Annotated in this window: 21 protein-coding genes; all 21 read right to left on the bottom strand. The window is 31.4% G+C overall.

The features are described 5' to 3' along the window. Positions 1-1398, bottom strand: coding sequence for a glycosyltransferase family protein (locus E0I26_RS04960; RefSeq protein ID WP_131915386.1), 1398 nt, complete (start codon positions 1396-1398; stop codon positions 1-3). 306 nt (positions 1399-1704) lie between these two features. Beyond that, the gene (locus E0I26_RS16690) at positions 1705-1896 is read right to left on the bottom strand and encodes a GIY-YIG nuclease family protein (protein ID WP_317126112.1); all 192 of its coding nucleotides are present in this window, start codon (positions 1894-1896) and stop codon (positions 1705-1707) included. Next, positions 1871-2044, bottom strand: a complete 174-nt coding sequence (locus E0I26_RS16695) for a GIY-YIG nuclease family protein (protein WP_317126113.1) — start codon at positions 2042-2044, stop codon at positions 1871-1873. The genes E0I26_RS16690 and E0I26_RS16695 overlap by 26 nt, the downstream gene beginning before the upstream one ends. A 101-nt stretch (positions 2045-2145) precedes the next feature. Further along, positions 2146-3021, bottom strand: a complete 876-nt coding sequence (locus tag E0I26_RS04970) for an N-acetylneuraminate synthase family protein (protein WP_131915387.1) — start codon at positions 3019-3021, stop codon at positions 2146-2148. Next, positions 3014-4174 (bottom strand): acylneuraminate cytidylyltransferase, encoded by a 1161-nt coding sequence (locus tag E0I26_RS04975; RefSeq protein WP_131915388.1) that lies wholly within the window; start codon positions 4172-4174, stop codon positions 3014-3016. The genes E0I26_RS04970 and E0I26_RS04975 overlap by 8 nt, the downstream gene beginning before the upstream one ends. Before the next feature lie 88 nt (positions 4175-4262). After that, complete coding sequence (locus E0I26_RS04980) at positions 4263-5144, bottom strand: glycosyltransferase family 2 protein (RefSeq protein WP_131915389.1); 882 nt, start codon at positions 5142-5144, stop codon at positions 4263-4265. 138 nt (positions 5145-5282) lie between these two features. Continuing rightward, positions 5283-6245 carry a glycosyltransferase family 2 protein gene (locus tag E0I26_RS04985; RefSeq protein ID WP_131915390.1) on the bottom strand — a complete coding sequence of 321 codons (963 nt, stop codon included), beginning with the start codon at positions 6243-6245 and terminating at the stop codon, positions 5283-5285. Further along, complete coding sequence (locus E0I26_RS04990) at positions 6235-7368, bottom strand: glycosyltransferase family 4 protein (RefSeq protein WP_131915391.1); 1134 nt, start codon at positions 7366-7368, stop codon at positions 6235-6237. The genes E0I26_RS04985 and E0I26_RS04990 overlap by 11 nt, the downstream gene beginning before the upstream one ends. A 16-nt stretch (positions 7369-7384) precedes the next feature. Continuing rightward, positions 7385-8284 (bottom strand): glycosyltransferase family 2 protein, encoded by a 900-nt coding sequence (locus tag E0I26_RS04995; protein ID WP_131915392.1) that lies wholly within the window; start codon positions 8282-8284, stop codon positions 7385-7387. 18 nt (positions 8285-8302) lie between these two features. Then, complete coding sequence (locus E0I26_RS05000; protein ID WP_131915393.1) at positions 8303-9220, bottom strand: glycosyltransferase family 2 protein; 918 nt, start codon at positions 9218-9220, stop codon at positions 8303-8305. A gap of 293 nt (positions 9221-9513) precedes the next feature. Further along, entirely contained in the window at positions 9514-10398 is an 885-nt protein-coding gene (locus tag E0I26_RS05005; RefSeq protein WP_131915394.1) for a glycosyltransferase family 2 protein, read from the bottom strand. Positions 10399-10426: 28 nt separating this feature from the next. After that, positions 10427-11626 carry a glycosyltransferase family 4 protein gene (locus E0I26_RS05010; RefSeq protein WP_131915395.1) on the bottom strand — a complete coding sequence of 400 codons (1200 nt, stop codon included), beginning with the start codon at positions 11624-11626 and terminating at the stop codon, positions 10427-10429. A 28-nt stretch (positions 11627-11654) separates the two neighbouring features. Next, positions 11655-12695 carry a glycosyltransferase family 2 protein gene (locus tag E0I26_RS05015; protein WP_131915396.1) on the bottom strand — a complete coding sequence of 347 codons (1041 nt, stop codon included), beginning with the start codon at positions 12693-12695 and terminating at the stop codon, positions 11655-11657. A 10-nt stretch (positions 12696-12705) separates the two neighbouring features. Beyond that, positions 12706-13458, bottom strand: coding sequence for a class I SAM-dependent methyltransferase (locus tag E0I26_RS05020; RefSeq protein ID WP_165929408.1), 753 nt, complete (start codon positions 13456-13458; stop codon positions 12706-12708). A 1-nt stretch (position 13459) separates the two neighbouring features. Beyond that, positions 13460-14746: an ABC transporter ATP-binding protein gene (locus E0I26_RS05025; RefSeq protein WP_131915398.1), complete on the bottom strand. Its 1287-nt coding sequence runs from the start codon at positions 14744-14746 to the stop codon at positions 13460-13462. Between the two features lie 84 nt (positions 14747-14830). Beyond that, a complete protein-coding gene (locus E0I26_RS05030; protein WP_131915399.1) occupies positions 14831-15700 on the bottom strand; it encodes an ABC transporter permease in 870 nt (289 codons plus the stop codon). 645 nt (positions 15701-16345) lie between these two features. Continuing rightward, a complete protein-coding gene (locus E0I26_RS05035; protein ID WP_131915400.1) occupies positions 16346-17086 on the bottom strand; it encodes a hypothetical protein in 741 nt (246 codons plus the stop codon). Beyond that, positions 17076-17321, bottom strand: coding sequence for a hypothetical protein (locus E0I26_RS05040; RefSeq protein ID WP_131915401.1), 246 nt, complete (start codon positions 17319-17321; stop codon positions 17076-17078). The genes E0I26_RS05035 and E0I26_RS05040 overlap by 11 nt, the downstream gene beginning before the upstream one ends. Positions 17322-17798: 477 nt before the next feature. Next, positions 17799-18200, bottom strand: coding sequence for a VOC family protein (locus tag E0I26_RS05045; RefSeq protein WP_131915402.1), 402 nt, complete (start codon positions 18198-18200; stop codon positions 17799-17801). Positions 18201-18336: 136 nt separating this feature from the next. Next, entirely contained in the window at positions 18337-19434 is a 1098-nt protein-coding gene (locus E0I26_RS05050) for a ligand-binding sensor domain-containing protein (RefSeq protein ID WP_131915403.1), read from the bottom strand. Positions 19435-19680: 246 nt separating this feature from the next. After that, the gene (locus E0I26_RS05055; RefSeq protein ID WP_165929409.1) at positions 19681-20517 is read right to left on the bottom strand and encodes a tetratricopeptide repeat protein; all 837 of its coding nucleotides are present in this window, start codon (positions 20515-20517) and stop codon (positions 19681-19683) included. Positions 20518-20691: the final 174 nt, after the last annotated feature.

Here is a 20691-nt window from a genome sequence, read left to right on the forward strand (position 1 = left end):
CTACTTTTTTATACAATTTTCAATTGCAGACCAAATAGTCTCTGAAGCTTGTGTTGGAGTTGTACCAGCCACAATTTCATACCACTTTTTCCCGTCTGGAACATTCGATAATTTTCCTTCTAGGATTTGGTTTACCAAATGTTCTAAATCTTTTTTATCCGTACAAAACACAGCTGCATTTTGACTGGGCATACTTCTAAAATGAACGTATTTATAATTTTGTCCTATATCCCGAATGCCTTTTTTTAATTGGGGTTGCTCGTAATTGAAATAAATACAGGATTTATCCTGTGCCAGAAAATCAAAAACAGTAGAGGAACACACATTGGTCACCAATTCAGAATGGGCACAAACATTGTGCAACATGGCCAAATCTTCTTTGGTAGGCAAAATTTCATTCCACTGCTTCCCCAAGGGTTTCCAGATAGGATCTAAAACAGCAATAATATCTGTATTGGCTTCAAGAACCGCATCATATCTGGTTGTAGTATCAACGGGACATTTTCTGTAAATAATTCCCAGATTTTTGCCTTTTGCATTTAAGCTTCGTACCACATGAGCCAAATCTTCTAAATAATAATGATCCAAAGGCGAAGTGGTCTCATCATCACCGGAATAGCAAATGTATTTCTTAGTGGTATCTAAACCATATTGCGCAAAAAAATCTTCTCTCTTTTCTAATAAGCTTTTATCATAATGCGGTTCAAATTGAGGAGTTCCTGTCACGATAACTTGAGATTCATTGACAAATGGGTAGTATTTTAAAACTTCTGATTTCATTAAATCACTCCAAACAAAATAGTAATCCGTTTCCACCACTTGCATAGCCTTAGGCACATTGTCCCAGGAATATACAAAAGCCACGGTAGGAATTCCTAAATCTTTGGCTGCCAATAAAGCGCTTATGGATTGCGTAGCACGTTGTGTAGTACAAAAAACCAAATCCGGTTGATGCTCTTGTAACTGTGCCTTACAATACTGGTATTTTCCAGTTGACCGTTCTAAACTATTAATTCGTTTACGGATGCGGACAATCCCTTTTTCAGAAGAATTAAACCCTATTAAGAACTTCGTATAGAGCGTTATTACCGTATTTTTTATTCCGTTGCAGCTAAAAGGGAATTTATAGGTCGGATACACATCATCATTGAACTTCTTTTGAGAAACATTAAGTTCGATGTGTTTTCTAATTCGGGAATAGATTGGGGTAAAGCGATGGATACTATGATTTTCTATTTTAACCTCATCATAACCCAGTGCTGCTTTTAGAGAAAAAACAGTATTATTCCAATATACAATTTCGTATCCTTTTTGCTCTCCCAATGCTTTAAATTGTGTAAAGGCAAAATTGCGCAACCCCACTCCATCGGGAAAAAAAACAAATATTTTTTTACTCATAAATTTAGTATCCGTCTATTGTAGTAATTATGATTTCGAATATTTATATCCTATAGTCATTTCCCACCAATTTGCATTATGTTATTCCTACAGCATTATAGGGCAAATTTGAGAAAAAAAAAGGAGTTTTAAGTATTAGAACTTCAATTTGTGAAAATATACCCCAGCTGTTCCCGATGATATACTCCATGTGATTCCTCCTATGTCGGACAAGAGAGCTATAACTGGCGAAGCAATGACAAAAACAAACACTGCTTTTTTGTTGAAAGTAAAAAATGGACGATGATAAAAAAACTTTTCCTTGTGTCATTCCGACGTAGGAGGAATCACATTATCTTCTTCTTTGACAAAACGAGAATTTAAAGATTCAAAATCAGAATTAAAAGAACGAATCAATTCTAATTTCTTACTTCTCCTCCAGCCTTTCAACTCTTTTTCTCTAAGAATTGCCTGCTGTACCCAAGTGAATTTTTCATACCAAATTGTATTTTGCCGCAAATGCTTTATTCGCTTCCACTATATTCTGATGATGTTGCTGCAATCGCTCTGTCAAATTATTAGTCATTCCAATATAAAAAGTACTTCTGTAACTATTCGTAATAATATAAATGTAGCAGGTATGATAACCTTCATTTAATTCATACATAACTTAGACTTTTAATACTATTTACTTCATTATGTGATTCCTCCTGCCTCGGACAAAAGAGCTACGCCCAAACTGGCGAAGCAATGACAAAATAACTTGACTTATCCTTTCCTATTCTTCAACTTATCTCTTTGTACTTGCTCGATAGGCAAAATATCCATTAATTTAAAAGTCAAAGCACTATGGACCGCGTTTAAGTCCCGTGCTAGTTTTCGCAAACCCATAGGCTCTAATGAGGCAGCATGATCGGTTCCTTTCCAAGTCCTGTCTATGGTATAATGTCTTTCGATGATATTGGCTCCCAAAGTGTAAGCTGCAACATCTACAGCTATGCCTAAATGATGCCCGGAAAACCCAATATGTTTTACGGTGTCACCATATTTTTGCTTGAGCAAATTAATATCTAATAAACAGACATCTTCAAAGGGAACCGGATAACCTGAGGTACAATTGTACAATACTAAATCTTTATTTCTGCCTTTGGACACAAAAAAAGCTACTAAATCAGTTGTTTCGTCTTTAGTGGTCATCCCGGTCGAAATATGAATTTCTCCTTTATAATTAGCGCACAACCATCCCAACATTTCATAGTTGTTGTTACAAGCAGAAGGAATCTTAATAAATTCTGGATTAAGCGAAGCTATTTCCTTGGCCGAGGTGGTATCCCAAACCGATGTAGCATAAACGATATCTATTTCCTCACAATAATCCTTTAATTCTTGATGTTGATTCACATCAAATTCTAAAAACTCCCTATGCGCACCATACGTATCCCCATAAGAGTTATTGGTGTTAGGATGTGGCGCATTATATTGCGCTTCGGTCAATAATTCTTTATTATTACGTTTTTGAAACTTAACCGCATCAACATTACAAAATATCTTAGCAATTTTTATCAGTTCTTTTGCTATTGCTATATCTCCTTTGTGATTGCAGCCAATTTCAGCAATTACATAAGGCTTTTTAAACTCAGTCATATCTTTTATTATACTTTAATATCGTTTCACAAACTTCTCTAATCGCTCCTGCACCTGAAGCAGCACCAAGCACAAAATCAGCATTTAACTTCACTATGGGGGTTGCATTTGCTGGAGCAAAAGACCAGCCCGAACTACAAATATTAGCCAAATCATTGACATCATCCCCTACATAAGCAACGGCTTCAAAACTACTATTTTTAGTCACAAGAAAGTGTTTTAAAAAAGCATATTTATCCTTAACCCCTAAAAACGCATCTTGAATTTGAAGTTTTTTCATACGTTGTGCAACCAGTTTAGAATTTTCTGAAGTCAGCACCACTACTTCCACATTATTTTGCCTTAAAATCTCCAATCCCATGCCGTCTCGCATGTCAAACTTTTTGGCAAATTCTCCCTCTTCATTATAATAAATACCTCCATCGGTAAAAACACCGTCCACATCCAGAACCAAGTATTGGATTCTTTGATTGCTTTTCATCGATTTTTGTCGTTCCATCAATAGATTTTCTACAATTTGCCAATCGGAAAGGCTGTCTATTTCCATCAGGGTTTCTTCTGGCATTTCGACTAATCCAATGTTTCCGCTCACCCTATTTTTTGATTTAAGAAAGCTGTCTTTTGTAGTACAGTACACCGCTCCATTTTCTATCAACAATCCTTCAAAATCTTGTCTTCTGGGCCTGTTAAACACATCGTAATTTTGAGGAGTACCGTTTCCGTTCCAAGTAAAACGATGCGTTTTTACTACACTCAATGAAGCATCATACTTCTCTTTACTGATTTTCTCCAATCCATTATTAATATCCGTTGCCAATGTTAACGGGGAAGTAGCTTGAAGCAAACACAAAATATCATACTCATGATTGATTTTCTCAGAAAACTCTAGCATCGTACTTTCGGTTGAAGCAGTATCATTGGCATTTTCTTCGTTTCGGAGCATCGCCTTTACCTTTGTTGTCCAATGATATTCTCTCTCTATAAAGTCAATAATTTCAGTATCGTTAGTAAACACATAAACGACATCCAAATCAGAAAACAGAGCTTCAGTAAGTATCCATGAAAATAAGGGACGCCCCACCATTTTCTTTTTGTTTTTCCCAGGAATTCCTTTGGAATCTTTACGAAGCGGAATTATACCTATTTTTTTCATTTCATGATTGTTTAATTGGAACCCAAATATACTAATTTGGTTCTTTTTAAAATGATTGTTTCATTTTAGTAAAAAACTAAAAATATTTTTAAAATTTGGGATTGGGCAATTGACTGATTTTTTCCAAAGTTATGGCATCAATGGGATTTCTATATGGGATTAATCGTGGCAAAAATAATACTATGGCAAACAAAGCTTTAAAATAAGTTTTAAAATATTTCCAATCACTACAAGCATACTTTTTGAAATTATGCCAAAATAACTTTGCAATTTTAAATAAAGGAAAAGGATAATAAACCAAATAATAAAAGGTCGTATTCTTTAATTGTTTCCCGAATCTATAATAATTCCTTCTAGTTTGCATTCGCTGTGCTCTATTGATCCTATGATTTACCGTAATCCTATTAGTATAAAGAATGTCGTACCCTTTTGCCAGTACTTCCATTGACAAGCAAGATTCTTCCCCATATATATCTACCCAAACGGGAAATCCATTAGTTATCTCATAAACATCTTTCCGAATAGCAAAACCACAACCTACGAATTCACTACACAAATACTCTTGTAAAACATCTTGCTTGAGAGTCAAAACATCGGTATCAGAATTAAAAATACCTTTTATTTCTTCAAAAGCAAGAATACCAACTTTGGGGAGTTCTTTAAAAAGTTTTTCCGAAATTGTGATAAAGTTGGTATTCAGGGGATGTGCATCATCGTCTAATCCTATAAAAATTTTGCCTTTTGCTTTTTTATACAACTTATTTCTTGCCGGAGAAGCACTAATACTAATTGCTGAATTCTCCCAGTGCACCCATGGATATTTTGCAATTAAAACTTCCGTTTTTTTGCACCCATCAATAAAAACCAAAACTTCGTGAATAGACAAATCAAGCAAACCAAATAGTTTGTTTAATGTGATTTCCAGTTCATCGGGTCTATTTTTAGTTACGATGAGTATTGATACTTCCATTAATATTTCATTCCAATATATGATTCTATTAAATATATTAATTTTCTTTATAGACATTTAAAAGTATTAATTCTTTTAAGATCTCGATTACGATATGCATAAACTATTGTTATTAATTTAAATATTTTTTTTATAATCTTAACTTTTATTTTCATTAATCAAATAGTTTTCTCCTGGAATAAAATTCCTACTTCTACTTTCAATTATCTTGTTACAATTTTTAAATATTATTTTAGCTGACAACCAATACTTTCTAGCCTCTAAAAATTTAAAACGAAATATAAACAATAAGCTAAACAAAAGTTTTTTAAATGCTAAAGCTAATATATCTCGTTTGCTAACATCTAAATTAATATTGGCATAGATTGTTTTAGCATCTAACTCAAATTTTCTCAGTTGCTCCTTAATGTCTTGTTCCTTTTTGTTATTTGCATTATAGCAATCATGATAAATTTTAACAGCAGGCACAATACCTACTTGCATATTATGATAATTAACGCGATCGCAGTAATTATTATCCTCTCCGTAATGAAAAAAAATAGGATCGAAACCGCCAACAATCTCTAATGTTTTTCGAGGAATTAACCAGCAAGCTGCATTAATAAAATTTAATGGATAAATATCCTCCATTTTTTCAACTCCTTTAATGACAAAATCAGAAAGAATATCTTTGCAATATTGAGGTGAAATTCTAGTACTAAAAAAATATTCCAGCGATTTTTCGTCAGAAAAATAATGCATTGGAGATATAATACCATACTCCTTATTCTTTTCTGCAACTACTGATAAAACCTCTATAGTATTTTTTTCAATCCAGGTATCTTGATTTAATAAAAAAACATAATTATATTTATTATCTAATGCATATTTGAGACCTAAATTATTGGCTTGCCCAAACCCTAAATTTTCGGAACTTCTATATATTTTAATATCTTTAAAGGTTTCTAATATGGAAACAGTGTCGTCTGAGCTAGCATTATCAACTACAAAAATAGCTGTAGAAATAGTTGAAATTTGTAAAGAGTCAATGCACTTTTTAATCCATTTACTACCATTATACGTTATTATAATAGTTAAAATTTTTAAATTATTATCGCTCATATATAACTTCTTCTATTAGATTGAAAATTCTTACAGCACCATTATCCGCTGAAAACTCAAGTGCACTTTTTTTCATTGCCGCTGATTTTCGTTTCAAAACTGCAGGATTATCATACATTTCCAAAATTGCTGTTGCTGCTTCCTGAATATCTAAATAAGGCACTACAGCTCCATTTTCATTATTTATAAATTCCTTAGTACCGTTACCTTTATCAAAACAAACAACAGGATTACCTAACATTGCATTTTCCATAGCAACCATTGAATACGATTCTTCTCTTGATGACAATAAAAAAACATCTGATTCATTAAAATAGCTAATAATAGCTTCCGTATTAGGTAAAATCTTCACATTATCTTCAAGGCACATTTTCTTTATGTCAGCTAGTAAATGGTTTCTTATTTCAGCACTGCCATTTGTACCAATCCATATAAAATAAATTGGTCTATTTACATTGGCTTTATTTATCACATTTTTAGCTATCTGCAAAAAAACATCAACTCCTTTGGTATGATTCATTGAACCTGAAGAACAAACAACAAATGAATTTTCAGCCAGTTTTAAAAAATTTGATTCAGAATTGAAATTATTTAACTCTCTAATTACGGGAGGAATGACTTCAAATTTTGACGAATCAATCCTATGTTCTGAAATTATTGCCTCTTTTACAAAATCCGAAACAAAAATCAATTTTGAAAAATTATTAATTTCTTTCTGAAGTAAAACTTCAGCATCTAAATTTCTTATAAGAACTGGCCCTTCATGAATATGCAAAACGGTTTTGCTTTTTTTTAAAAACTTCAATGAAGGCAATCTGGTCAAACTAGCTATGCTATTTATATAAACCAAATCAAAAAAACCGCTATCTAATTTTTTAAGATAATCATTTTTAGGCTTAAAAAACTTCCTAATTACTTTATGAAAAAAACCATTGCTTTGTCCCTTTACATAAAGAACAGAAACCTGTGCATTATTTCTTAAATTATCCTCTATTTTACCTCCATAAATACTCAAAACGAAACACTTATTTCCCTTAGAATAGCTAGTATTCAATAAATTATTGATTACAAGTGGCGCTCCTGTTTCTGATGCTTCATGAATAATAAAGAGTATTTTTTTCATCTTCTGTTTTTTTAGATTAATTCTTTAATATCTTCAATAATATTCTTTTGTGAAACCTATACAATTCACGAATATCAAAATTACTCCAATACTTTGTATATAAATAAAACCAAGACTTAAAATTGACAGTATGACTAAAATAATAATAAAACTCAATCTTTTTCAAAACAAAAAGTCTATTTTTCTTTAATAAAGAAGACAACTTATTTTCGTAAAAATATTTCAAATAAAGATATTCTGCTTGTTTAAGAATATCTTTATCTGCAGTCCCTGACAGACTAGAATCTGAGATTCGTATAGTAACAACCGACTCATTTATAGTATAAATAGGTTTATCCTCCGAGAAATCAATCCAAGCTCTATCATCACTATAAAAGCCAGAAGGATATTCTTTGAAATGATATTTTAAATATACTTCTCTTTTAAAAAAATATTCAGACAAAGAACTTCTTGTTTCCCATTTTAATTTTCTGATAAAAAAATCTATTCCTTTTTCTAATCTGGGATGCTCATAGATTTCTGAAATAGTATAATCTTGCTCATTTAATACAACAGATGCAAACCTTACAACATTACATAGCTCATTGAATTCTTTATATTGATTATAAAATGACTCAACCAGATTATTCCCCAAAATATCATCATCTCCCAAGATCATTATCCACTCTTCATTACTCGATAAAGCAATACAACGCTCCCATTGTCTTATAAGTGACCCCCCCCCTAAATTACTCTCAAAACGATGATAAACAAAATCAAACTTTCCTTTATATTTATTTAATAAATCTGTTGGATTTTCAGAACTAGCATCATCACCAATATACACCTTGAAACGTTTATCCGTTTGATAGGCTAACGATTGCAAGGTTGCATCAAAAAATATGAGTTTGTAATATGGGATAACTATAGCGAGCATAAGCAAAAAAGGATTAACCTATTTAGATTTTAATTTTAAAATAATAGGAAATAAACTTTTGGATAGTTTCAAAACACCAAATGTCTTTAAAATTTTTTTTATCATCAAACCTGTTTGATAGCTATTTGAATTTTTAGTAGCTTTTAATCTGCATTTCAAATCATCATTTGATTTATAATATCTGGAAATTAAGAGCATTGAAAGTTTATAAAATTCTTGCTCTGATAAATAATGTTTAAAATACTCACAAGCTTTTATCTGATCTTCATACAAACTTTTGGTCATCACTCTGCTAGAAGGATTCATTCTATAAAGAGCCAAAATCTTATCTAAAAAAAGAGCTTTGCTACCAGTTTTAAAAATAGAAACCCAAACAATCCAATCTTCATGCGCTGTCATGTTTTCTGGAAATCTAATATTTTCGAATAGAGAAGCCTTGAAAAATCCACAATGAATTGGTATGGAAAAAGTGGCGTTCCATGAATAAAGCAAACTCTCGAAATTCAATAACTCACTATTCAAATTACAATACGGATTTAAAGTCTTATTAGGATTGTTTATAAACCTCCTGAAATCGGAAACAATAATTTTTATATCATTTTCATGACCTTCATTAATCAAATTCAATGATAATTCCAATTTTTCTTTATTCAAGAAGTCATCAGAATCTAGAAACTGTATATAATCACCCTTAACCATTTCTAGCGCTAAATTCCTAGAACTACTGACCCCTCCATTTTTTTTATATAAATAAATAAATCGGCTATCTTTTCTCACCCATTTTTGGGCAATAGCTTCAGTATTATCGGGACTACCATCATTGACAATAATACACTCCCAATTTTCATAAGTTTGATCCAAAACGGATTGTAAAGCCTCATCTAAATATTGGGCTTGATTAAAACAGGGAATTATAATAGAAACTAAAAACTTCATTAAATCGATATTCTAAATTAATATAAACTCCCTTAAATTAAAAAAAGATAAACAAAACTGCTTTCCTAAACCCATTATACAATTAAAAAAAACAAAAAATTAAGTTGTATTATCTTTTGATAATTATCACTCAATTTACCAAAAACACTTCTAAATTAATTATTCAATTCTTATCAGTACATTAAACTAAAATCTCTCATTTAACCTCATTATACTTATTAATTTGACTGTTCAAGAGTACCAATACCTCTTCAAAAAACAATTTATATTGGCTAATTATACTTGTAATTTTCTTATTTAGAATTACTAAAAATAAATCTAATAACACTCGTTTCTTTTATTTTTTTCAATATTTTAAAACCTCTTGAATTCTCTATCTTCGAAATTTTCAAACTAAGATCAATAACTTCAGAATATTTTTTTTCTAAAACAAAGCATAAATAATCAATAAAATATTTTTCCGAAACAACCTCTCTTATACATTTTATTACCCTCAAAGAATTAGCTTCCATAAGCTTTAAATCCTTTGTCATACTATATTCATGAATTCTATAAAAAGCTAAAGTAGAATCTATAAAAAAAACATAGGGTTCTCTTTTAAAAATACTTAACCACATTATCCAATCTTCTTTAGCTTTTAATTCTTCCGGAAATTTAAAACCATCTAAAAGACTTTTTTGAAAAAAACCACAGTGTATTGGAATACTAAATTCATAATCCCAACCAAAAAGTAATTCTTTAAAAGTAAAATACTCTTGTTTCAATTCACAAAATGGATTTGTTGATGAATTCTTATCAGTAGTAAACATTCTAAAATTAGAAATCACTACTTTACTTTTGCTATTAATAACCTTTTCACATTCTGCTAATGATAATTCCAATTTATTAACATCCAAAATATCATCTGCATCTAAGAACTGAATATAATCTCCTTTAATTACTTTTAATCCTGCATTTCTGGCACTACTTAAACCTCCATTTTCTTTGTAAACATATTTAAACCGAGTATCATTTGCAATCCATTTTTGGGCAATTGCTTCGGTATGGTCAGAACTACCATCATTGACAATGATACATTCCCAATCAAAATAGGTTTGATCCAAGACTGATTGCAAGCATTCATCTAAATACTGTGCTTGATTGTAACATGGTACAATTACAGAAACATGATTAATCATTTAAAAAGGTATTCGTAAAAATTAATTATCAATTCAAAATACTTTCGTAATACTTTATATTCTCATTGACTAATATCCTATTGTCAAAATTATTAACAATTGTATTATATGCATTTATCTCAATCTGCTCAATATTAATATTTTTTTTCCCTAGAAAAATTTCCTGTATAGATTGTACATATTCATCTTCAGAATTAGCAAGAAAACCATTTTCATTATCCACAATTACCTCATTAAAAGACGGAATATTTGAAGTCACGACTATTTTACCTAACGCCATAGTTTCTAATAGGGCTAAAGAAAAATTCTCTCCAAACGAAGGAAAGATTACGACATGCGCATTTTTTAAATTTCTTAAAGCCTCAGATTGCTCCATTGCTCCATAATATTTAGTCCTTAATTGAGCTTGTGAACTTAGTAAATTCAGGCAGATATTTTCATAATTATTTGCTTCATTTTTCCCTATAATATGAAAACTCACTTCGGGAAATTTTTCAATAAGTCTATTAACCACTAAACAAGCAATTTTTAATCCTTTACGTTCTCGCAACGAACCGAAGAAAAAAATTGACTTCGTGATACGATTTTCTCTTTCTAAATCCTCAATTAAAGAATAGTCTGACTTTACAGAGTTATAAATTACTTGAGGCTTCACTTTTAAATCAAATGATTCGCTAATTGTATCTTTACAATATTCGGAAACACAAACGATGTTTTTATGAAATTTGAAAGCAATTTTTTCAAAAAAAACAGGAATATCACTCCTAGGATACCCCATATGCTCATGTAATGTTTTTGCATTGCCATGGCATCGAATAACAACATTCTTTTTGAAAAAAAAACAAGAATCTCCTAAATAATCATTAAACTCGTATAAATCAAATTTATTTTTAAATGAAAACAGATACAATTGCACAGTGAAAGAAACTTTGTAAATAAAAGCATCTATCAATTTTCTTTTAGATTTTAAAAATGATAGTTTATGAATTAATCTTTTTAGATTTTCAGTTAAAAAATTAACCCTACTAATAGTATGAATCTTTATTCCATTATCGATTATCAAACTTTCTCTACCAGGTTCATATAAATACGTAAATATATGAACTTCGTACCCCCTCTCAGTTAATTGATAAGCTAAATTTTTTATGAATGTGCCGATTCCTCCTGTTGCATGAAAATCAGGATGGTCGTATTCATCGGTTACAAAACAAATTTTTTTTAATTTCATATTAGTGCTTATTAAAAAAAGCTATGACTTAACTAATTTCTTTAATTTTCCAATAAATAAAAGATTTGACCAATAATTTAATTTCATCTTTTACAGAAATTTTATAAGCTAAATTTTCTTTAATTTTAAAATAATCAAGATAAACCCTATGCGTGAATTTTTTTCTACTCAAAAAATAGTTTTTAACAATTTTTTTTTCCAATTGAAAAAAATATTTATGAAGTTCATTGGGTTCGAAAAAAAATAGTGCATTGGATTTAATTATCTTCTGTTTTGCTTTATTAAATATTTCTATTTCGTTAAAATCATATAACAACTCATTCGCTAAAATTTTTCTCAAAACTTCTTCTTCCTCTAATTTTATCCCGTCACATCTGCCAATTAATAACTTTAACCTAGTATCTATAGCTACTTTTTTTTGTTGGTCTGTCCGCTTTACCGAAACCTGAAATTCATGAAATCTATAATTTAACAATGCCTCTTGTATATTATAAAATTTCCCTAGTGAAATTAATTGTACCCACATATCATAATCTTCAGCGGGTTCTTTTGTAATATCATAAATAATAGAAAACTCATCTAACAGCTGTTTTCTCATCATTACTGAAGGATGTACAATACAATTTTCTTTTAACATTCCCAATTTAATTTGTTCATGAGCTTCAGGATATTTAACAACTTTACCACTCCCAATTATGCTGTATAGCGTTCCACAAACCACTACTTCAGTATTAGCATCAAGAAAATTAACTTGCTTTTCAAAACGTGTAGGTAAGCTAATATCATCCCCATCCATTCGAGCAATATACTCTCCATGAGCAATGGTTAAACCATAATTCAAACTATTTGTGTAACCCGTATTTACTATTTTTTCAATTAATTTGATTCTTGAATCATTATATGTTTTAATAATACCAACAGTTTTATCAGTTGATGCATCATCAATAATCAAAAATTCAAAATCATCAAAAGTTTGACTCAAAATACTATCAACCGCCTCCTTGATGTACAATTCACAGTTGTAGACTGGCATTAAAACTGTTATTTTAGGAAATTTAAAATCAACCATGTGAGAAATATTATCTAAACTTTCTTTTTAATACTTTTAATAATAAATTCAAATAGAATCTAACATCTTTATTTCCCGAATTAATTCTTTCCAATTGATTTTTATAATGGATTAAACTACCGTCCTTCCCTTTTGATAAAACTGGATGAACCAGATGCTTGCCTGTAAAACTTTCTAAAGAATTTAACTTTGCTTTTAAATCTACATTCTTTGTAAACAAAAGCATATTTTGCCTATACCATGAATCAACGTTTTGGTTATCCCAAAAAACAGGTCTTAAAATATCAAAAAGTCTAAACCCTTCATTTTCAAATTTTTCAATCCAATATTTAGGCTCTTGCTCGTTAATATGATTTTGTCCTCCTTGATCAGGAATAGCAGCCGAAAAAATAATGGTATCACTTAAATCACATAAAGTTTTTACAAATATATCTGAAGATTCAAAACTTAAATGTTCAGCAACTTCTAAAGAAATTGCTAAATCATATTTTTTTTCTGATTTATATAACTTTTCTAAATCAAAATCAATAAAGTTTTCTACACTTATCTTCAGTAATTTTTTATCAACATAGTCACCATCTACCCCTAAAATATCATTTATCCCATTATCCCTAAAAACTTTCAGCCATGTGCCAATTCCACAACCAACATCAACAACAGATTTAGGATCTAATAAATTTACAATAAAAGGAACTACTTCATTAGCTGCTTTAAAATTATGTACAATTTCCTCGTGTACATATCTAATATTTTTATTGCCCATTTTAATAAAATTTAATTTCAGAATCATAATAATAATTTAATTTCTCTTGAATTGGTTTTCTATCATCTAAAGCTGGAAGAACATTAAAATAAAATGCATCTAAAATAGTATCTATATTATTTTCTTTATCACCAAAGTAGACATCTACACTATAACTTTTTGATTTGATTAATCTAAAAACAGGAAAAATTATAGTAATATTTCCATCTTCATTTTTATGTTTTAAACTATCACCTGTATTTCTATTATTTAATCCTAAAATAGGTATTTCATCAATATCTTTTATAACAATCCCTAAAACCGGCTCCTCATATTTTACTTTTGTTGAATAGGAAAATTTAAATTCTACATTTTTTCCAGTCAATAACGAATTCGTTCTTTGCCCATTGCAATATATTTCCACATTCAATATCCCTTCATTTTTATTTTTTTTATTAACATTTTCATTAATATCAAAAAAACCAGGCTTCAACAAATTTAAATCTTTATAAACTTGATTAGAATTTAAATAATAATCAACAATTTCATCAATTGCCCCAATTAATTTCACCTTCCCATTCTCCATCACAATTCCCCTTGTACACAAACTTTTCACTGCCGCCATATTATGACTCACAAACAACACCGTCCTCCCTTGACCTCTGGAAATATCCTGCATCTTGCCAATGGCTTTCTTCTGGAACTCAGCATCACCAACAGCTAAAACTTCATCAACAATTAAAATTTCAGGTTCCAAGAAAGCAGCCACTGCAAAAGCCAATCGCACATACATGCCACTGCTATAACGTTTCACAGGAGTATCAATATACCGCTCACATCCCGAGAAATCAATAATCTCATCAATCTTGCTGTCGATTTCTTTTTTGGTCATCCCTAAAATGGCACCGTTCAAATAGATGTTTTCACGCCCAGTCATTTCGCCATTAAAACCAGTTCCCACTTCAAGTAAAGAAGCCACACGACCACCAAATTTAATACTTCCTGTGGTGGGTGCAGTAACCCGGGATAAAATTTTTAACAAAGTAGATTTCCCCGCTCCATTTTTACCTATAATTCCTAAAATTTCACCACGTTCTACTTCAAAATTAATGTCTTGTAGTGCCCAAACGTAATCACTTTCGCCTTTGGTACTACGATCATTGGTGTCGCCTATTTTCAAATACGGATCTTCTTTACCACGCACCTGATGCCACCAACGGTTCAAGTCATGGCTCAAAGTCCCAGTACCCACTTGACCCAAGCGGTATTGTTTGGAAATATTCTCGGCTTTTAATATAATGTCTTTCAAGGAAGGTTATGGGTTAATTGGTCCGTTTTGAATTTGCTATTATTACTATTGATTTTTGACATTGACATTGATTTTTGTTGTTTTTTAAACCGTATCTATAAAACTCTTCTCCGTCCTATTAAAGATCAACACACCCACTAAAAACACCACTATAGTAACCAAAAAAGTATAGCCTAATCCTAATACCGAAATCTGACCTACATTCAGCAACATATAACGCGTAGTTTCTATCACATAAGCCAGCGGATTGTATTCCACAAGCCAACCGTAACTGGGCAATTTTTCTTTGATTAATGCCATGGGATACATTACTGCCGAAAGATACATCAACAATTGCACACCAAAACCGATTAGATTACTAAAATCCCTGTATTTAGTTACTAAAGAGGAAATCAACATTCCCAAGCCCAATCCTAAAACCCCCATCATAACAATCAGTAAAGGAAAAAACAATATAGATCCGTTTAAGCTTACTGCAGCTCCTTGAAAGTAAAAATAAAGATAAAAGACAATAAAGATAAAAAACTGAATTCCAAATTTTAACAAATTAGAAACTACAATAGACAGCGGTACTATAATGCGAGGGAAATACACTTTTCCAAAAATCCCTGCATTACTTCTAAACGTATCTGAAGTTCCATTGAGACAGGCTGTAAAGTAATTCCAAACCGTGATTCCAGCCAGATTAAACAAAAAAGGCGGTACCGTTCCGGTATCAATTCCAGCCACAGTATTAAAAATAATGGTAAAAGTAATCGAGGTAAACAAGGGTTGTATCAAATACCAAAGTGGTCCCAAAACGGTTTGTTTATAAACGGTCACAACGTCTCTCTTGACAAAAAGCATAAGCAAATCACGGTATTGCCAAACTTCCTTAAGATTAAGCGAGAAGAATTTGTTTTTAGGTGTTATTTCAAACAGCCACGTGGTATTGGTATGTTCGGATTGGCTCATGGATTGATGTTAAAATACTGGTATAAGTTTTGTGTTCTCAAGCACTTCATCTCGAGCGCAGTCGAGAGACCTTTTCCTTTTTATTAACTAAATAGTATCATTACGAAACAAATATAATAATTTGCATTTGGTATTACATTAAAAATCACTAAGTAGATTAATTCTTTTTGGGAATGAGTTTTTATTCATTTAACGCAAAAGACCTGAACTATAATTTTCGGCTCCCTTTAGGGCTGGGGCAAAACGAATTCTTTTTATCTCATTTTTTAATTTCTCCCTTTAGGGTTTGGGTAAAAATTAAAAAATAACGTCCCAATTTTCGGCTTCCGCCGTGGCGGATCGGGGCAAAACGAAAATTTTATATGATATAGAGAGTTACTCTTTTAGCATAAAATTAATTCCTCGTTTTTGATAAGTTTTAATTTCGAATTTATAAGTATCCGGTATACCTACAAAATAAAAAAAGACACCTCATCAGCATCTTTCCTAAATAACATTATTCCAAAATCCTAGATAAAAGTAATTGATGAAATGGAATTATTTAAACCGAATAGTGAAATCTCAAATGGAGTGAAATTATAATAATTCTACACTTATAGCAATCAATTGTCGTAACCAAAATGATGATTGTATACACAAAACAAACTAGTTATAATAAGGCAATACATATTTAATAAACCAATGTGGTGGATTTTCTGTCTTTAATTCCATAGCACCATTGTACAACTCTGCTACTAACTCCTGACTCTTACCCGAATTATCAAATAGATACGCTCTGTAACATAAAGGCAATGCTTCATGTAAAAACTCAAGTGTCCTGTAATACCTGTTCTCAATTTTGTCTTCAGCTACAAAATGCCCCCCTTTATCCACCCTGTTGGAAACTCTGGAAATATTCACTTCAGGGCTATCAATACAAACAAAATATAAATAAGCATGATAACCATGGGCAACAATAGCTTTTATTTCATCAATCTTCGATTTATGACTCATTACGGTTTCAAAACTGAAAGATTTGCTTTGTTTCATCAATAAATCCCTGATAAATGATGCGGTAAAGGAGCCTTCATAGCTGTGAGTGACTTTAGAAGTATCAACAATAAAATTTTCTTTGATAAAAACATCGATGTTGCGACCTTCAAGAGCCGCTTTTTGGATAAGAGATTGTGAAGATGGCAATAATTTAAAATGGTCTAAATCTTCTTGGGTAGCAGAAAGTCCAATTTCTTTTAAATCTATCAAACCAGATGCTGAAAGCTTTTGTTCCAGTTCATCGGCATTGATAAAAAAACCTGTGTTGTAGTTCTTGGAAAATTCTTTAAATAACGTGCTTTTACCGGAACCATTAGGTCCTGCAAATATTCTTATTTTTTTATTACTTGGCATGCAATACCATTCCTTTAGTTAAAGTAAATGGAGACTCTTTAGCAGTTGCTATCGTTTCTATAATTATTTTAGTGCCGTCAGGTAGTTCTTCATAAAGCACCCCATTCTCAATAAAAGATACTGTCAAACCCAAAGCTCTAGAGGCACGAAGGGCATTTGTTGCACTTACCTTGCCTGCTTTCACAAGAGATTTTGTTTGCAAAACGTCTTTTCTAAAAGCCCTCTTTGTACTCATAATAATAAAATTTATTTGATAACAAATATAGTGAAAATCTCGATTCATTTCAGAACTTTCTATTTAAGAATGATACTCGAATAAAATATTTTCATATTTAAATATTTCTCACAAAACACAAAAATATTTTCTCCTATGAGCCAAAAATAAAGCACTACTAAAAAAAAACAGCGTGTAATTCTGGGATTGAATACTTTAAATTCAGACTTAAACGGCTTCAAATCCCAAGCTGCTCCTACATTTATCTTTTTTATCAAAAGCAAAAATCACAGTGTATAATTCGCGAATTACATACTGTGATTTTCATATAAACTTACCTAAGCTACAAAAAATGAGGATGTTAAATTCTCCTATATTATCTGTAACAACTTTAAAATAATATCCTATCAATAACTGACTAAATTGGTTCTGTTCAACACAGGTTTTATTGTTCGTGCTGCGCACGCAACGAAATCCTGGCTGTTATCAACATGTTTATTAAAGTTGCATCCCTGGCCAATATAAAACATTGAATTTATGTCCATCTGGATCCGCGAAGCCAAAAGTATAACCTTTCTCATAATTTTGTGGCTCGCAAAATATCATTCCGCCTAATGCTTTTATTTTTTCAAACCATTTGTCTACCTCTTCTTTGCTCTCTGCAGACAGAGAGAATATAATCTCATTCCCATTTTTTGGATTTGTAAGATTACCATTGACTTTATTTTCGAGCCTTTGTTTAGTGAAAAAATTGATTACAAAATTATCCTTTCCAAAAAAGAAACTTGCAGATTCATCGGTGCAATTACCATTTGCTTTAAAGCCTAAATCAGTATAAAATTTAGCAGTCTTATCTAAATCAGTTGAGACTAAGTTTGCCCATATCATTTTAGCATCCATAACTTTATTTTTTTTCCTTTAGATAAAATTACGAATTGAAAATGTTAAATCTAAATAGAAAAGGGTGTTTTACGGTTCCAGAGATAAAAACTTGCTGAGTCCAAAAACCAATCAAACGAACTTCATTTTGTTAATACTACCACGGGCCATTCTGTTTAACTTGATAAAAGCGTTTGCCATCAAATCGATAGAGTCCTTGTCCAGTACCCCACCACATATTTCCTGACCTGTCTTGATACATACTTTGAACACAACAATTAAGCCCGTCTTTTACTGTAAACACGGTAAATGCTTGTGGATTTAAAATGTCGATAGAAGGGTCAAATCTCGTAGTACTGCCTCGGGCTGTAACCCAAATAATACCCGACTGTTCTATATATATGCCCCAAAATTCAGTTCCACCTAATCCGTCTTTGGCGGTGTATTCAGTTAAAGTTTTTCCATCATATTTGCAAATGCCGTTTTTCATAGTAAACCACATATTCCCAGCTTTATCCTGTGCTATACCTCCCGCATAGTTCTCTCCCAAACCTTCCTTTTCTGCAATATTGGTAATTGTTTTTCCACCCGCCATGAGTGAAGCCGAAGGGTCATAGCGAAAGACACCATTTTCAGAAGAAGCAAACCAAATGTTTCCACTTTTGTCTTCCATGATGCCAGCAACATTAATAGGAGGAAGCTGTTGAAATAATGAAAAACTTTGACCACCTTTGCTATCGGCAGATGGGTCATATCGGAAAACGCCACCATGGGTGCCTACCCAAATAGTACCCGATTTGTCAACAAGGATGCTTTTTCGACTTATATCTATACGGCTCAGGCCATCTTTTTGATTATAATTTCTAAAGGTTTTTCCATCATATTTATAAACGCCCTGGTCAGTCCCAAACCAAAGATTACCATTTTTATCTTCGTTAATAGCATAAACAGTGTTGTTATTAAAACCATCAGGATTGGAAAAGTAGGTCAACGTTTTTACATCATACCTCACTACGCCTTCGCCTAAGGTACCAAACCATAAATTCCCTTTCGAATCCTGAAAAATACTTCGGATATATTGACTGACTAAGGTAGTGTCAAAATCGGGAGCCATACCAACTGCCTTAAAGTTTCTTATTACTGTTGGACTTGGTTTGGAAGTATTTGGGTCTTTAAGTGTGTTTGTTTTTTCTTGTCCGTTGCAGGAAGTAAAAATTGTCAAAAAGCTAAAAAGTAATATTTTGTTCAATGCCATAATTATAATTTTTACTGTTTTAAAATTTTGATATGCTCAATGTTTTTTAATGTTCCCTGCATGACGCACAACGTCAGTTCGTCTAAAAACCTCCAAACGAACTTTATTTTGTTATTTAGAAGTAAATATATATGATTTAAACTACAATTATCTTTCTTATTAAAACTACCTCCACTTCCGCTTAACACGAGTTTCATTGTTCGTGTTACGCACGCAACGAAACTCTTAGCTCTTATGTGCAGGTTTTTATTTGTACTTAAAATACTCAATTATTTTTTTGTTTTTGTACAAATCTTTGTTTCTGCTCCAATATTCATATGCTTGTTGGACAGAACCAATAGGAATTCCTGCGTCAAAAAATGGCTCACCTGGAATTCGATAAGGTGCTGGTTTTATATGCTTTTCTTTTTTTATTTCGTCTATAAAAAAATTATTCGTTTGTATCGCTTCCTTTAAAAGGATATCTGCTTTTTTTGTATTTCCATCTAACACAGCTAAAGCAACTTCTCCAAATTTGAACTCTATAGAAAAGTCGTCTTTATATTTCTTTATTATTTTTTTTGCTTTATCGAAATTCTTTAGTTTTAAATATGTTTCAAGTAGAGTATATCGTATACCTTGATTATCATTTTCATTAAAGTTCAAAATGTCTTTTAATACCGAAATTGCAATTTCATAATTTTTGTGTTCAATACTTTCTAAAGCGTAGTTCAGATATGCTCTTAAAAATGGTCTGTTTTCTAGCCAAGACCATATTATTTTATGTTTTTTTGAATTGAACTCTTTAGGAAGGCATTCTCTTGAAATATTATATGCTTTTTCTGCAGTCAATAAACTTTCAAATGTCTTTTTCTGATTTCTAAAAGCAATACTTAAATGGACATAGGCATCAATGTAAAATGGATATTTTTCGATTAATTTTTTGAAAACATCTTCAGCCCTCTTGTCATCATAGTCCAATATTTCTACCGCTTTCCAAAATTCGTCAGCTACAATTTCATTATCATATGATTCTGGATTGATAAACTCCCAATCAGTTTCATTAAATCTTTTTATGATTGGTCTTTCTAGTGTTTTTAGCATATATTTTATAAGACTAATTTGGTTTAAACTGCACATAATGCCCATCTGCTACAGCGGGTTTGGGGCTAAATTAAGCCCATTATTCGGATTTGCCACCCGAGCGATAGCGAACAGGCGAAGCAAATCATCCCAAATACAAAATCAACTTTCCTCCCGATACTTCGGGAAAGCCAT

This window comes from Flavobacterium rhamnosiphilum (genome assembly GCF_004349195.1).
In the GTDB taxonomy this organism is placed as follows: domain Bacteria; phylum Bacteroidota; class Bacteroidia; order Flavobacteriales; family Flavobacteriaceae; genus Flavobacterium; species Flavobacterium rhamnosiphilum.

Coding starts and splice junctions, on each gene's coding strand:
- E0I26_RS04990 (WP_131915391.1), bottom strand. CDS start 7,368: ATGAAAAAAATACTCTTTATTATTCATGAAGCATCAGAAACAGGAGCG.
- E0I26_RS04980 (WP_131915389.1), bottom strand. CDS start 5,144: ATGGAAGTATCAATACTCATCGTAACTAAAAATAGACCCGATGAACTG.
- E0I26_RS04975 (WP_131915388.1), bottom strand. CDS start 4,174: ATGAAAAAAATAGGTATAATTCCGCTTCGTAAAGATTCCAAAGGAATT.
- E0I26_RS05010 (WP_131915395.1), bottom strand. CDS start 11,626: ATGAAATTAAAAAAAATTTGTTTTGTAACCGATGAATACGACCATCCT.
- E0I26_RS04970 (WP_131915387.1), bottom strand. CDS start 3,021: ATGACTGAGTTTAAAAAGCCTTATGTAATTGCTGAAATTGGCTGCAAT.
- E0I26_RS05055 (WP_165929409.1), bottom strand. CDS start 20,517: ATGCTAAAAACACTAGAAAGACCAATCATAAAAAGATTTAATGAAACT.
- E0I26_RS05035 (WP_131915400.1), bottom strand. CDS start 17,086: ATGCCAAGTAATAAAAAAATAAGAATATTTGCAGGACCTAATGGTTCC.
- E0I26_RS05045 (WP_131915402.1), bottom strand. CDS start 18,200: ATGGATGCTAAAATGATATGGGCAAACTTAGTCTCAACTGATTTAGAT.
- E0I26_RS05030 (WP_131915399.1), bottom strand. CDS start 15,700: ATGAGCCAATCCGAACATACCAATACCACGTGGCTGTTTGAAATAACA.
- E0I26_RS05020 (WP_165929408.1), bottom strand. CDS start 13,458: ATGGGCAATAAAAATATTAGATATGTACACGAGGAAATTGTACATAAT.
- E0I26_RS05000 (WP_131915393.1), bottom strand. CDS start 9,220: ATGAAGTTTTTAGTTTCTATTATAATTCCCTGTTTTAATCAAGCCCAA.
- E0I26_RS05005 (WP_131915394.1), bottom strand. CDS start 10,398: ATGATTAATCATGTTTCTGTAATTGTACCATGTTACAATCAAGCACAG.
- E0I26_RS05050 (WP_131915403.1), bottom strand. CDS start 19,434: ATGGCATTGAACAAAATATTACTTTTTAGCTTTTTGACAATTTTTACT.
- E0I26_RS04995 (WP_131915392.1), bottom strand. CDS start 8,284: ATGCTCGCTATAGTTATCCCATATTACAAACTCATATTTTTTGATGCA.
- E0I26_RS04960 (WP_131915386.1), bottom strand. CDS start 1,398: ATGAGTAAAAAAATATTTGTTTTTTTTCCCGATGGAGTGGGGTTGCGC.
- E0I26_RS05040 (WP_131915401.1), bottom strand. CDS start 17,321: ATGAGTACAAAGAGGGCTTTTAGAAAAGACGTTTTGCAAACAAAATCT.
- E0I26_RS05015 (WP_131915396.1), bottom strand. CDS start 12,695: ATGGTTGATTTTAAATTTCCTAAAATAACAGTTTTAATGCCAGTCTAC.
- E0I26_RS16695 (WP_317126113.1), bottom strand. CDS start 2,044: ATGTATGAATTAAATGAAGGTTATCATACCTGCTACATTTATATTATT.
- E0I26_RS04985 (WP_131915390.1), bottom strand. CDS start 6,245: ATGAGCGATAATAATTTAAAAATTTTAACTATTATAATAACGTATAAT.